Genomic DNA, 14,097 nt, shown 5'->3' with positions numbered 1-14,097 from the left:
CGGGACGGGCGTCCCGCGGCGGTGGCACACCAGGGGAAAGGCTGAGGGGGACACAGTGAGCAAGTGCCAACGGCCCAATTGCGGCGGCACCTTGGAGGACATGGGCGGCGGCGAGCTGTACTGCGACACCTGCGGTCTCGCGCCCCTTGCGGCCGCCCCCGCGGCGCCCGCGCCGGTGCCCGCCGCCCCGGCCCCGGCCCGCGCGCCGGGCCCTGACTCGGGGCGCACGTCCACCTCGACCTCCTCGCGGTCCTCCAAGTCCTCCTCGCGGGCCTCGCGCCGCTCGGTGTCGGGCCGGCTGTCGCAGTCGCTTGCGGGTTCGGCCACCGGCCGCTCGGTGTCGGTGCGCAGCAGCCGCAGCGGCTCGGCCGGCACCGGGCGCGGCAAGCTCGGCGCCGGGCTGGTCTCCGTGCCCACCGTGCCGCGGCCCGACCCGTCCGCGGCGGTGCTGGACAACCCCGAGGTGCCCGAGCGCAAGCGGTACTGCAGCAAGGGCGACTGCGGGGCCCCGGTGGGCCGCAGCAGGGGTGACCGGCCCGGGCGTACCGAGGGCTTCTGCACCAAGTGCGGGCACCCGTACTCGTTCACACCCAAGCTCCGTGCCGGTGACGTGGTGCACGGGCAGTACCACGTGGTGGGCTGCCTCGCGCACGGCGGGCTCGGCTGGATCTACCTGGCGGTGGACCGCGCGGTCTCCGACCGCTGGGTGGTGCTCAAGGGCCTGCTGGACACCGGCGACGAGGACGCGCTGGCCGCCGCGGTCTCCGAGCGGCGCTTCCTGGCCGAGATCGAGCACCCCAACATCGTGCGGATCTACAACTTCGTCGAGCACCTGGACCAGCGCACCGGCACCCTCGACGGCTACATCGTGATGGCCTACGTCGGCGGCAAGTCGCTCAAGGAGATCGCCAACGAGCGTCGCGCCCCCGACGGCAGGCGCGCCCCGCTGCCCGTCTCGCAGGCCATCGCCTTCGCCATCGAGGCACTGGAGGCCCTGGGCCACCTGCACAGCCGCAACCTCCTCTACTGCGACTTCAAGGTCGACAACGCCATCCAGACCGAGGACCGGCTGGAACTCATCGACATGGGCGCCGTCCGCCGCATGGACGACGCCGAGTCGGCGATCTACGGCACCGTCGGCTACCAGGCCCCCGAGGTCGCCGAGGTCGGCCCGTCGGTCGCCTCGGACCTCTACACGGTCGCCCGCACCCTGGCGGTGCTGACCTTCGACTTCCAGGGCTACACCAACGTCTTCGTCGACAGCCTGCCCGACCCCGGCAACATCGAGGTCTTCTCCCGCTACGAGTCCTTCTACCGGCTGCTGGTGCGGGCCACCGACCCCGACCCCGACAAGCGCTTCGCCTCCGCCGAGGAGATGTCGGACCAGCTGCTCGGGGTGCTGCGGGAGATCGTCGCCCTGGAGACCGGGGTGCAGCGGCCCGCCCTGTCCACGCAGTTCGGCCCCGAACTGCGGGTGGTGGACACCGAGCTGGTACGCGCCACGGCCGGCGACACCTCGGCCCTCGGCGCCGACCGCGCGCTGGAGAAGGCGTCGAGACGCCGCGACAAGGCCGGCGCGAAAGCCCAGGCGCCGGCCGCGGGCAACGGCGCCGGCGGCTACGGCCCGGCTGCACCGGGCCTGCCGCCTGGCGCGATGCCCGCACAACTGCCGGGCCCCGGCAGCCATCCGCCGATGGCGCCCGCCGTGGCCGCACCCGGCTGGGGCCCTTCGCTGCCGGTGGTCGCCCGGCTCGACACCACGGCGGCCGTCCTGGCGCTCCCGGTGCCGCACGTCGACCCCGGCGACCCCAACGCGGGCTTCCTGGCCGGGCTTTCCGCGGCCGCGCCCGGCGAACTTGTCGCCGCCCTCGGATCCGCCACGGTCGACTCGGTCGAGCGGCGGCTGCGCGAGGTCCGCGCCCGGCTCGAACTCGACGACCCCTTCGGCGCGCAGCAGGTGCTGGGTGCGATGGCCGACCCCGACGACAACGCGGACTGGCGGGTGGTGTGGCACCGCGGCCTCGCGGCCCTGTGCACCGGCGACCACGAGACGGCCGCGCTGAGCTTCGACGCGGTCTACGACGCCTTCCCCGGCGAGCCCGCGCCGAAGCTGGCCCTCGGCGTGTGCGCCGAGGTGCTGCGGCAGCTCGACAACGCCGCCGAGTACTACCGGCTGGTGTGGACCACCGACCACAGCTACGTCAGTGCCGCCTTCGGCCTGGCCCGGGTGCTGCTGGCCTCCGGCGACCGGGCAGGCGCGGTGGCCGCGCTGGAGTCGGTGCCCGAGTCCTCCATCCACTACACCGCCGCGCGGGTCGCCGCGATCAGGGCCAGGCTGCGCGACCGCTCGCCCCACGAGGCGCTGCTGCCGGACCTGCGGGCCGCGGGCCTGCAGGTGGAGGCGCTGCAACGGCAGGGCCTCGACTCCGACCGGCGCGAGCAACTGGCCACCGAGGTACTGGGCAGCGCGCTCGACTGGGTGCTCGCAGGCCGTGTCGGGGAGCACACGGCGGCGCCCGCGGGCGTACCGTCGTCGGCATCCGGCGCCCACGTCGTGTTGGGCACCGACATGACCGAGCGGGGCCTGCGGTTCGGCCTCGAACGCTCGTACCGGGTCCTGGCAAGGCTCGCCCAGCAGGGCAGTACGAGGATCGAACTGGTGGAACGCGCCAACCGCTTCCGCCCCAGGACGTGGGTGTAACCAGATGCCACCACTCCCCGAGTCGGCTCGGACGGCACAGTCCGTCGCACCGCCGCTGTGCCCCAACTGCGCTGATCCGCTGGAGGTCGACGACCGCTACTGCGGGCGCTGCGGCCTCGATGTGACGGCGCCGCCCGCGGCCGCCGCGCCCGACCCCGGCGGCCGGGCCGACGGTCCCGCGCAGGCGCCGCCGCCCGCGGAGCCGGGCGCGGCGACGGGTCCTGCGACCGACGCCTTCGTGCTCGCCCCGCCCAAGCCCGTACCGGCCCCGGCCGCCGGAGACGGCGACACCCTGGCGCTCGGCGTCGCGGTGCCCGGCGCCCGGCCGTCCGACCCGCGCGAGGCGCCGCCGGCCCCCGACGGCCCGGTGTGCGTGGCGTGCGGACTCGGCGGGGTGGACGACGACGGCTACTGCGAGCACTGCGGGCACGCCCAGCCGCGCCAGCGGGACCACCAGGAGCAGGAGTTGGAGGGCGTGGCCGCGGTCAGCGACCGCGGGCTGCGGCACCACCGCAACGAGGACGCCTTCGCGGTGGCCAAGGCCTTCCTGCCGGACGGCACCCCCGCGGTGGCCGCGGTGGTGTGCGACGGCGTGTCCACCGCCTACCGCCCCGACGACGCCTCGGCCGCCGCGTCCGCCGCGGGCCGCGAGTCGCTGCTCGCCGCCCTGAAGCGGGGCACCCCGGTGGAGGACGCGATGCGGGACGCGCTGATGTCGGCCTTCGAGGCGGTGACCGCGCTCGCCGCGGAGGAGGAGGCGCCCGGCGCGCCGCCGCACCACAACGCGCCGGCCTGCACCTGCGTCAGCGCCGTCGTGACAGGACCGGTCTTCACGGTGGGCTGGATCGGCGACAGCCGCGCGTACTGGGTCCCCGACGACCGCACGCTGCCCGCCGCCCGGCTGACCGAGGACGACTCCTGGGCGGCCAGGATGGTCGCCGCGGGACTGATGTCGGAGGCCGAGGCCTACGCCGACGAGCGCGCCCACGCGATCACCGGCTGGCTGGGTGCGGACGCGGTCGAGGTCGACCCGCACGTGGCCGCCTTCCAGCCCGAGGGCCCCGGGGTGATCGTGGTGTGCACCGACGGGCTGTGGAACTACGCGGAGTCGGCCGCCGAGATGGCCGAGGCCACACCGGCCGACGCACGCAGCCGCCCGCTGCACAGCGCGCGCACCCTGCTGGGGGTCGCGCTGGACGGCGGCGGCCACGACAACGTAACGGTCGCGGTACTGCCGTTCCCGGCTGCCGCGTCCCGGGCAGGATTCCCCTCCGCGTAGCTCTCGGAAAAGCTGGGCGGGGCTGTGAACTGGCTTTAAGGAGTGCAGGAAGCGATGGCCATTCTTTCCAAAACGAACGTGCCGCAGTTCTCGGTCGACGTCTATCAGAACGAATACCTGCCGGAGGGCGGCCGGGAGGTCAACGCCATCGTCACGGTCACCTCGACCGGCGGCGGCACCACCGGCGGCCACCCGCTGCCCGGCGCCGTACCCGGCACCCAGGCGGGGACGAACGCCGGTGTGGTGATCATGGTCGACTGCTCGGGGTCGATGGAGTACCCGCCGACGAAGATGCGCAACGCGCGGGAGGCGACGGCGGTCGCGATCGACGCGATACGCGACGGTGTCGCCTTCGCCGTGATCGGCGGTACCCACGTGGCGCGCGAGGTCTATCCGGCCAACGGCGGCCTCGCGGTGGCGGATCCGGCCACCCGCGCCCAGGCCAAGCAGGCGCTGCGCCGGCTGACCGCGGGCGGCGGCACGGCGATCGGCACCTGGCTGCGGCTCGCCGACAAGCTGCTGTCCTCGGGCGACGCGGCGATACGCCACGGCATCCTGCTGACCGACGGCCGCAACGAGCACGAGAAGCCTGAGGAGTTGCAGTCCGCACTCGACTCGTGCGCGGGCCGTTTCACCTGTGACGCGCGCGGCGTCGGGACCGACTGGGAGGTCAAGGAGGTGACGGGAATCGCCTCCGCGCTGCTCGGCTCGGTGGACATCGTCGCCGATCCGACCGGTCTGGCCGCCGACTTCCACGCGATGATGGAGAAGACGATGGGCAAGGAGGTCGCGGATGTCAGCCTCCGGCTGTGGACCCCGCAGGGCTCCGAGATCGCCTTCGTCAAGCAGGTCGCGCCGACCGTGGAGGACCTGAGCGGCCGCCGCACCGACGCCGGGCCGCGGGCCGGCGACTACCCGACCGGTTCGTGGGGCGACGAGTCCCGCGACTACCACGTGTGCGTGCGGGTGCCGAACGCAGGCGTCGGGCAGGAGATGCTCGCCGCCCGGCTGTCGCTGGTGCTGCCCCAGCCCGACGGGAGCCCGCAGGTGCTGGCGCAGGGCCTGGTGAGGGCGCTGTGGACGGACGACATGGCGGCGTCCACCCGGATCAACCCGCAGGTCGCGCACTACACAGGCCAGGCAGAGCTGGCCCAGGTCATCCAGCAGGGCCTGGAGGCCCGCAAGTCAGGGGACATGGACGGCGCGACGGCCAAGCTGGGCCGCGCGGTGCAGCTCGCCAGCGCCTCGGGCAACGAGGACACCGCCAAACTGCTGGCGAAGGTGGTCGACGTGGTCGACGCGGCGAGCGGTACTGTGCGACTCAAGGCCCGCGTCGCGGACGCCGACGAGATGACCCTGGAAACGCGGTCGACGAAGACCGTGCGGGTGAAGAAATAGCGCAGGAGGGACGCCGGAGGGCGGCGTCACACAGCAGCTTCGCTCACAACCTGTGGATCCGCCCCGGGGGGCGGAGGGGGAGCCGGCACGATGCTTTGTCCTAACGGCCACGAGTCCACGGCCACCGACTGGTGCGAGACGTGCGGTATGCGGATGCCCGCGCCGCCGTCCTCGTCCTACGGCTCGCGGCCCCCGTCGTCCGCGGCGTCCTCCTCCTCGACGCCGCCCGTCTCCCCGCAGCCCGCCTTCGGCTACGACCCGGCCGGGCCCGGCGGGTCGGGGCCCGCGCAGCTGTGCCCGGCGTGCGGCACGCCCCGCGAGGGGATGGCGCTGTTCTGCGAGGAGTGCCGCTACAACTTCCAGACGCACTCCGCCACCACCTTCGTCCCGCCCGCCGCGGCCGCGCCGCACATCACCCCGACCGCGCCCGACCGGCCGCCCTACCAGCGCTACGACTCCCAGCTGTCGCGGCCCTCCCGGGTCAACCGGCACGCGGAGCCGCTGCCGTCCGAGTCGGTCACGGTGACCTCGGGCTCGGGTGACTTCCTGCTCGATCCGCCGAGCGCGCCGACGGCCGCCCCAGGACAGGTGCCGGCCGCTTCTTCGGGCACGGCCGCGAAGGCCGCGCCCGGCACCGGCACGGCGTGGCTGGCGGTGATCGCGGCCGACCGGGAGTACTTCACCGCGGTGATGGCCCGCAGCGGCCCCGACGCCGGCGGCCTGTTCTTCCCCGCCTTCTCCCCCGAGTTCGAACTCCCGCTGACCGGCCACCAGATCACCATCGGGCGGCAGCGGCACAGCACGGGCGAGGCGCCCGACATCGACCTGTCACGCTCCCCCGAGGACCCCGGCGTCTCCCACAAGCACGCGGTGCTGGTCCAGCAGCCCGACGGCTCCTGGTCGGTGGTCGACCAGGACTCGACCAACGGCACCACGGTGAACCTCGCCGAGGACCCGATCCCGGCCTACACCCCGATCCCGCTGGCCGAGGGCGACCGCGTCCACGTCGGCGCCTGGACGACCATCACCATGCGCCGGCTCTGAACCCGGGGCGGCGGGTCCGGCACCCGGCCCGAGCCGACCGGGAACCTGCGCCCGCTCCCGACCGCCTCAGTGGTGGGCGGCGGGCACCGGCCAGGTGTCGGGGCCCTCAGGGCTGTCGAGCCAGATCCACTGGCGGCGGCCGTCGACCGTCAGGCCGAAGCGGGTGCGTGACGGGTGCCGGTCGAGCAGCGAGGGCTCACCGCCCACCGCGGGCGGCGAGATGCCGGCCGCGTGGCCGCGCAGCGGCACGAAATACGCCGGCGTGGGCAGAAAGCGCCCCTCGGCCCTGCCGGGCCCCAGCACGGTGAGCACCACGAGGCCGGTCGCGAAGGGTGCCAGGATCAGCCCGCCGGGCCGGCACTGCTCGGTCCAGGCCGGCGGGATCGACGGCAGCTCGCAGGTCGCGATCACCCGGTCGTAGGGCGCCCCCGCCGGGTGCCCGAACGCCCCGTCGCCGGTGACGACGGTGACCGACAGGGCCTCCGCGGTGCCGTAGGCGGCCAGGTGGTCGCGCGCCGCCGCGGTGATCGCGGCGTCCAGATCGATCGTCGTCACCGCGCCCGTGCCGCCGAGCCGGTGCGCCAGCAGCGCCGCGTTGTAGCCGGTGCCCGCCCCGATCTCCAGCACCCGCTGGCCCTCCCGGACGTCCAGCGCCTCGCACATCAGCGCCATCAGCGACGGCTGGCTGCTCGACGAGACCAGCTCGCCGCCCGAGACGTGGGTGGCGATCGGCTGGTCGGCGTAGGCGCCCATCAGCCAGCGCAGCCGGCGCCGCTGGTCAGGGTCGTCCGCGCTGTAGCGGCCCCCCGCCTCGTCCGAGGCGCCGCGGTGGTAGACCGGCACGAACAGATGCCTCGGCACCTCGGCGAAGGCGGCCCGCCACGCGGGGTCGGAGAGCCCGCCGCCCGCGACGATACGGCGCACCATCCGGTGCCGCAGCGCACTCGCCGCGGCCCGGAGACGCTGATCACGCGGCGGCCCGGTCATGCCTCCATCCTGCGCCCGCGGGAAGGGTCCTACGACCCGGGTCCTCGGCCGGGGCGTCTGCGACCATGGTGGGGTGACTGACATCCCGCACGGCACGGTCGAGCAGCAGACGTTCTACGAGCTGGTCGGTGGCGAGGACACCTTCCGCCGGCTCGTGCACCGCTTCTACCAGGGCGTCGCGGACGACCCCGACCTGCGGGCGATGTACCCGGAGCAGGATCTCGGCCCGGCGGAGGAGCGGCTGCGGCTGTTCCTGACGCAGTACTGGGGCGGCCCGCGGACGTACAGCGACCAGCGCGGCCACCCGCGGCTGCGGATGCGCCACGCGCCCTTCCGGGTCGACAAGGCCGCGCACGACGCCTGGCTGCGCCACATGCGGGCGGCGGTCGACGAGCTGGACCTGGCACCCGAACACGAGCGGCAACTGTGGGACTACATGGTGTACGCCGCCGCCTCGATGGTGAACACCCCGGGCTGAGCCACCGGCACCCGCGGTCGGTCACGATCGCATTCCGACAATCCTCCACATGTTTCTGCACGCTCCTTTCGCTTGACATCATCCGATCAGCGACAAGGACGGGGGCAGCACGGGTGACCGGATTCGTACTTCTGCGTGTCCGCGCGCACCGGTTGCTGCTCGCCGCCGCACTGCTCACCGTGCTGCTGACCACCTGCGTCCTGGCCACCCTCGCGTCCTACACCGGCGCGATAGGCGACGCCGCGCTGCGCCGCACCCTCCAGCACCAGGCGGCCGACCGGTCGACCTTCGACGTCAAGGCGTCCCTGACCGGCAAGGACGCCGCCGCACTCGACCGGTCCGTGCGCGGCGAACTGGGCGGCGCCTTCGGCGGACTGCCCTCGACGGTCGCCTCCAGCACCAGGTCCGGCCCGTACGGCCTGCCCTTCTCGCTGCGGCCCGCAGGCGTGGCCAAGAGCTCAGAGCCCGACCTGACGCTGCTCGCCACCTTCGACAGGACGCGGCTGAAACTCGTCGGCGGCCACTGGCCCGCCGCGGCCGCCAAGGGCGCGGACAGCGTCGAGGTCGCGGTGCCCGAGACGGTCTCCCGCGCCCTGCACGTCGGTGCGGGCCGGCTCATCACACTGGCCGACCGGCTCGGCGGCCCGCCGCTGCGGATCAAGGTCACCGGCGTCTACCGCCCCGCCGACCTCGGCTCGCCCTACTGGCAGCTCGACCCGCTCGCCGGGCGCGGCGTCCACACGCTGGCCTTCACCACCTACGGCCCGCTGCTCGCCGACCCCGGCACCTTCGGCTCCGGGCGGGTCGCGGCCGACGAGATGTCCTGGCAGGCGACAGGGGACTTCCGCGCGGCGGGCACCGGCAGTATCGACACCCTCGAGGCAGCCGTACGGGACACCACCGCGCGGCTGCGGGCCGGCAAGGACACCGGCGGCGCTCAGGCCACGACCGGGCTGTCCGACCTGCTGGACGGGCTGCGCCGCAGCCTGCTCGTGACCCGCTCCACCCTGCTCATCGGCGCCTTCCAGCTGATCATCCTCGCCGCCTTCGCTCTGCTGCTGGTCGCCCAGCTCCTCGCAGAGGAGCGGTCGGGCGAGACGGCGCTGCTGCGCGCCCGCGGCGGCTCCCGCGGCCGGGTGGCCCGGCTCGCCGCCGGTGAGGCGCTGCTGCTCGCGCTGCCCGCGGCGCTCGTCGCGCCCCTGCTCGCGGGACCCGTCACCCGGCTGCTCGCCGGCACCGGCGCGATGGCCAGGACCGGGGTCACCCTCGGCGGTGCGAGCACCGGCGGCGCCTGGCTGGTGGCCGGCGCCGCCGCGCTGGCCTGCGCGCTCGCCGTGGTGGTGCCCGCGCTTCGCTCCACCGCCTCCACCACCCGCACCCGGCGCGGCGGCCTGCCCGGCGCGCTCCAGGCCGGCGCCGACATCGGGCTGCTCGTCATCGCCGGCGTCGCCTACTGGCAGTTGCAGCGTCGGGCCTCCGGCGGCGGCGCGCTGAATTCCGACAAGTCCGGCGGCCTCGGCATCGACCCGGTGCTGGTCGCGGCGCCCGCGCTGTGCCTGCTGGCAGGCACCGTCCTGGTGCTGCGCCTGCTGCCGCCCGCGGCACGGCTCGGTGAGCGCCGCGCGGCCCGCGGCAGCGGTCTCGCCCTCGCGCTGGCCGGCTGGCAGCTGGCCCGCCGCCCGCGGCGGGGCGCCGCGGCCGCGCTGCTGCTGGTGCTGGCCGTCGCCATGGGCATGTTCTCCATCGGGCAGGGCGCGAGCTGGGACCGCTCGCAGCGCGACCAGGCCGACTTCGCCGTCGGCGCCGACCTGCGGGTGACCGGGATGACGACACCCCCGTTCGGCCAGGCGGGCATCTTCACCGCGGTGCCCGGTGTCACCACCGCGGCGCCCGCCGCCCGCGAGACGCTGCTGCTGCCGAACGAGCGCTACGCCACCGCCCTGATCATCGACAGCGAGAAGGCGGCCGGCGCGATGCGCATCAGGTCCGACCTGGCCGGCGGCCGCCCGCTGCCCGCGCTGCTCGCGCCGCTGCACACCGCACCCGACACCCGGGGCTTCAGCCTGGACCCGGCCGCCCGGCAGGTGGCCTTCGCCGCCACCTTGACGGCCGCGGGTCCCGGCGGCCGGCCCCCGGCAGCCGACGACCAGCCGGACCACGTCAGCGTCGCCGTCGTGGACGCCGAGGGCGTGCCGTACGACTTCGCACTCGGCGACCTGCCGCCCGACGGCCGCCCGCACACCCTCACCCTCGACCTGGCCACCGCGGCGGGCAAGGGCGCCCCAGCGGGCCCGCTGCGGCTGGTGCGGTTCGAGACGTCCTACTCGGTGCCCGGCCGGCCCGAGACCCGGCGCTTCACCCTGTCGTCGGCGCAGGTCACCCTCGCCGACGGCACCGTGGGACCGCTGCGCGCCCAGGCCGGCGGCGCCTGGCAGTCGGCGGCCGACTTCGACGACACCTCCCTCGGCAAGCTCCCCGAGGTGATCAGCCCGACCAGCACGACGCCGCAGACCGGCGGCGGCGCCCTGCTGTCGTTCGGATACGGCACCGGCAGCTTCTCGGAGGGCACCGACCCCTCGCAGATGAGCGGCGGGACCGTACGCGTCCACGTCGACGAGCCCACCCCCGCACGGCTCGCCGGGATCGCCACCGACGGCTACCTGCGGGCGGCGGGCGCGAAGGTCGGCGACACCGTCCGGGTGCAGCTCGGCAACGTGACCGTGCCGGTCAAGATCAGCTCGTCGGTGCACGGCCTGCCGGGCACCGACACGGCCACCGAGGCGGGCGCGCTGCTGCTCGACCTGCGCGCCGTCGACCGGGTGCTGGCGGACGGCGACGGCCTGCCGGTCGAGCCCACCGAATGGTGGCTGGGCACCGCGCCGGGCGCCTCGTCCCGCGCGGCGGCCGCGCTGCGCGCCCGCACCGACGTGGACACGGTGCTCGACCGCGCCGAGACCGCCGCCGACCTGCGGGCCGACCCGCTCGGCGCGGGCCCGCAGTCGGCGCTGCCCGCGGCGGTGATCGCCGCCGCGGTGCTGGCCGCCGTCGGCTTCGCGGTCGGCGCGATGGGAGCCGCCCGCGAGCGCCGCACCGAATTCGCGGTGCTGCGGGCGCTGGGGGCACCGCGCCGCAAACTCACCCGGATGCTGGCCGCTGAGCAGGCCCTGCTGGTGCTGGTCTCGCTCGCCGTGGGCCTGGCGCTGGGCACCTTCCTGACCCGGCTGATCACCCCGCTGATCGTGCTCACCGGCCAGGCCGCCCGCCCGGTGCCGCCGCTGGTGATCGAGCTCCCGGTGGGCCGGCTCGCGGAACTGCTCGCGGTGCTGCTCGCCGCCCCGCTGCTCGTGCTCGTCGTGACCGCAGTGCGCCGCGGCGAACCCGCGGCGGCCCTGCGTCACCAGGCGGAGGACTGAATGCCGCTCACCGACTCCTGGCTGCGGACCCGGCTGCGGGCCGCGCCCGCCGGCGCCCTCGCGCTGGCCGCCCTCGTCCTGGTCACCGCCTTCCTGGCGGCGGCCCTGCCCCGGGCCGTCGACCGCTACGAGGACACCGCGCTGCGGAAAGCCGTCGCGGGCGCGGCCCCCCGCGACCGCGGCATCTCGCTGGCCGACGACTACCGCACCTCCGACGACCCGGCGCAGGACACCAAGCTGGCTCCGGCCACGCTCGACGGCGTGGAGCGGGACTTCCGCGCCCTGCTGAGCCCGCCGCTGCGCATCGACGCCGGCACGGTCGTCCAAGGCGTGCGATCCGGCGCGGAAGCAGAGGTCCCCGACCCCGAACTCCCCCGCACCTCCGACCACGCGCCGGGCGCCGACCTGGTGGCGCAGGCGGGCCTCGCCGGCCATACGACGGTGGTCTCCGGCCGGCTGCCGCGCCCCGAGCCCGCCGGGCCGCCGTCCCTGGCCCTGGAGGGAGCGGTCACCGAGAAGACCGCGCAGGTGCTGCACCTGAAGGTCGGCCAGACGGTGCACCTGATGAAGTTCGGCGCGAAACCGCTGTCGGTCCGCATCAGCGGCATCGTGGCCCCGCGCGACCCGGCGGCCGGCTACTGGACCATGGACGACGACCTGCTCGCCCCGCTGGTCAGCTACCCGCCGCACCTGCCGATCGACCCGCCCCACACCTACTGGCACTTCACCGTCCTGATCGACCGCACCGCCGCCCGCTCCATCCCGCTGCTGGGCACGGGCGCGTCGATGTACTGGCACCACCCGCTCGGGACCGGGCAGCTGACCGCGCACGACGTGCCCGCCCTGCGCGCGGAACTGGCCTCCCTCGGCAACGGGCCGCTCGCCACCCGGCTGGCCGACTCCGCCCAGTCGTCGTCGCTGCACACGGTGGCCGGGGTCGGCAACGTCCTGAACTCCTTCGCCGCCGACCGGGCCGCCGCACAACCGCTGGTGCTCATCGCCGCCGTGGGAGTGGGCACCACCGCCTTCGCCGTGCTGCTCATGGCGGCGGGGCTCGCCACCGACCGCAGGCGTGGCGAGATCTCGCTGCTGCGCTCCCGCGGCGGCTCGCTGCGCGGCATCTTCCGGCGCCTGCTCACCGAGACCTCCGCAGCCGCGGTGCCCGCGGGGGCCGCCGGCACGCTGCTCGCGCTGCTGGTCCTGCCCACCGGTCGGTACGCGACGGCGCTGGCGCTCGGCGCCCTGGTCACCGCCGCGGGGACGCTGGCGATGCCGCTGCGGGCCACCTGGGCGGTGCGCCGTCCCCGACCGGCCGAGCGCGAGGACCTGGTGGCACTGCGCCCCTCCCGCCGGCGGCTGGTGGTGGAACTGACCGTGACCGTGCTGGTGGCCGCCACGGTGGCCACGCTGCGGCGGCGCGGAACCGCCGACGGCTCCGACCCCTTCCTCGCGGCGGCGCCCGTGCTCGTCGCGGTGGCCGCAGCGCTGGTGCTGCTGCGGCTCTACCCGCTGCCGCTGCGCCGGCTGGCACGCCCCGCGGCACGGCTGCGGGGAGTCGTGACGCATCTCGGGCTCGCCAGGGCGGGGAGGACGTCCTCCGGCGGCCAACTGCCGCTGCTCGCGATACTGGTGGCCCTGACGGTGGCCTCCTTCGGCGGCTCGGTGCTCGCCGGGATCGGCCACGGCAGGGACCGGGCGGCCGCGGTGACGGTCGGTGCCGACGCCCGGGTCGACTCGATCTTCCCGCTGGACGCCGGACTGCCGCGCCGGGTCGCGAAGGTGCCGGGCGTCGGCGACGTCGCCGGGGTCAGGCTCGAGGCGAACACCGCGAACCAGGACATCCCGCTGAACTTCTCCCTGCTGATCGTGGACGATCCGGCCGTCTACGCGCGGATCACCCGGTCGGTGGGCATGCCGGCCTTCCCCGCCGACGCCCTCGGGGCCGGCGTCGCCGCGGGCTCGCACGGCCCGCTGCCCGCCGTCGTCTCGCCGAAGATCGCCGCCCTGCTGGACGGCAGGACGAAACCGCTCGCGACCGGCGTCGGCAACAGCGACATCCGGCCCGCGGCCACCCTGCCGTCCACTCCCGCCGTCGACGACGGCGAGTTCGTGATCGTCTCCGGGCGGCAGCTCCACGCGCAGCACCCCGGGCTCGCGGCCTTCCCGCAGTACGGCGGCCCCACCCTGCTGCTGGTCGGTGCCGCCCCCGGCAAGCACGTCGACGCCGCCGCGCTGCGCAAGGTCGCCGCGGGGGGCGACACCATCGCCACGGTGAAGGTGCGCAGCGAGCAGCGGGCGGCCATGGCCGACAGCCCGCTGCAGCACGGCACCCGCACCCTCTACCTTTCAGCGGTCGCCGCCGGGGCCGGCTACAGCGTGCTGGCCCTGCTGCTGTCGCTGGTGGCCGCCGCACCCGGACGGCTGGCCCTGCTGGCCAGGCTGCGCACCCTCGGGATGCCCAAGCGGCAGTCCAGGCGGCTGGTGCTGCTCGAGATGCTGCCGCAGGTGCTGCTCGCCGCGGTCGGCGGGGTGCTGGTGGGTCTCGCCGTCATTCCGCTGCTCGGCCCCGGCATCGACCTGGACGGCCTCACCTTCGGCAGCGGCAGCCACACGGCGGTGCCGTCCGGCACGGGAGTCGGCCTGCGCGCCGACCCCTGGTCCCTCGCGCTGCCCTCCGCCGGCCTGCTGCTGCTGGCCTGCGCGGTGCTGCTCGGCCAGGCCTGGCTGAGCGGACGACGCCACGAAAGCACCGAGTTGAGAGCAGGTGACCGGACGACATGAGCGGACACGGGACGGC

8 protein-coding genes are annotated in these 14,097 nt (G+C 75.2%); 7 read left to right on the top strand and 1 reads right to left on the bottom strand.

All coding sequences use genetic code 11. From position 1 onward, the window contains the following. Positions 1–100 precede the first annotated feature (100 nt). The 4 genes from ACGFMP_RS06080 (at position 101) to ACGFMP_RS06065 (ending at position 6,422) form a co-directional block, all read left to right on the top strand. On the top strand, positions 101–2,701 hold the full coding sequence (locus ACGFMP_RS06080; RefSeq protein WP_393670587.1) for a tetratricopeptide repeat protein: 2,601 nt from the start codon (positions 101–103) through the stop codon (positions 2,699–2,701). Between the two features lie 4 nt (positions 2,702–2,705). Then, positions 2,706–3,980: a PP2C family protein-serine/threonine phosphatase gene (locus ACGFMP_RS06075; protein ID WP_393670586.1), complete on the top strand. Its 1,275-nt coding sequence runs from the start codon at positions 2,706–2,708 to the stop codon at positions 3,978–3,980. A gap of 54 nt (positions 3,981–4,034) precedes the next feature. Continuing rightward, positions 4,035–5,378, top strand: a complete 1,344-nt coding sequence (locus tag ACGFMP_RS06070) for a VWA domain-containing protein (protein WP_393670585.1) — start codon at positions 4,035–4,037, stop codon at positions 5,376–5,378. A gap of 90 nt (positions 5,379–5,468) precedes the next feature. Then, a complete protein-coding gene (locus ACGFMP_RS06065; protein ID WP_393670584.1) occupies positions 5,469–6,422 on the top strand; it encodes an FHA domain-containing protein in 954 nt (317 codons plus the stop codon). Positions 6,423–6,488: 66 nt separating this feature from the next. Here ACGFMP_RS06065 and ACGFMP_RS06060 read toward each other — a convergent pair whose 3' ends face one another. Next, the gene (locus tag ACGFMP_RS06060; RefSeq protein ID WP_393670583.1) at positions 6,489–7,409 is read right to left on the bottom strand and encodes a methyltransferase domain-containing protein; all 921 of its coding nucleotides are present in this window, start codon (positions 7,407–7,409) and stop codon (positions 6,489–6,491) included. Positions 7,410–7,482: 73 nt separating this feature from the next. Here ACGFMP_RS06060 and ACGFMP_RS06055 point away from each other — a divergent pair, with 73 nt between their 5' ends. From ACGFMP_RS06055 to ACGFMP_RS06045, 3 genes are all read left to right on the top strand, one after another. After that, entirely contained in the window at positions 7,483–7,887 is a 405-nt protein-coding gene (locus ACGFMP_RS06055; RefSeq protein ID WP_393670582.1) for a globin, read from the top strand. A gap of 113 nt (positions 7,888–8,000) precedes the next feature. Continuing rightward, positions 8,001–11,300, top strand: a complete 3,300-nt coding sequence (locus tag ACGFMP_RS06050; RefSeq protein ID WP_393670581.1) for an FtsX-like permease family protein — start codon at positions 8,001–8,003, stop codon at positions 11,298–11,300. After that, on the top strand, positions 11,301–14,081 hold the full coding sequence (locus tag ACGFMP_RS06045; RefSeq protein WP_393670579.1) for an FtsX-like permease family protein: 2,781 nt from the start codon (positions 11,301–11,303) through the stop codon (positions 14,079–14,081). Positions 14,082–14,097: the final 16 nt, after the last annotated feature.

Source organism: Streptomyces sp. NPDC049040, assembly GCF_043197715.1.
GTDB lineage: Bacteria > Actinomycetota > Actinomycetes > Streptomycetales > Streptomycetaceae > Actinacidiphila.
The sequence above is the reverse complement of the archived record's forward strand: the minus strand, read 5'-3'. Positions and strand labels throughout refer to the sequence as shown.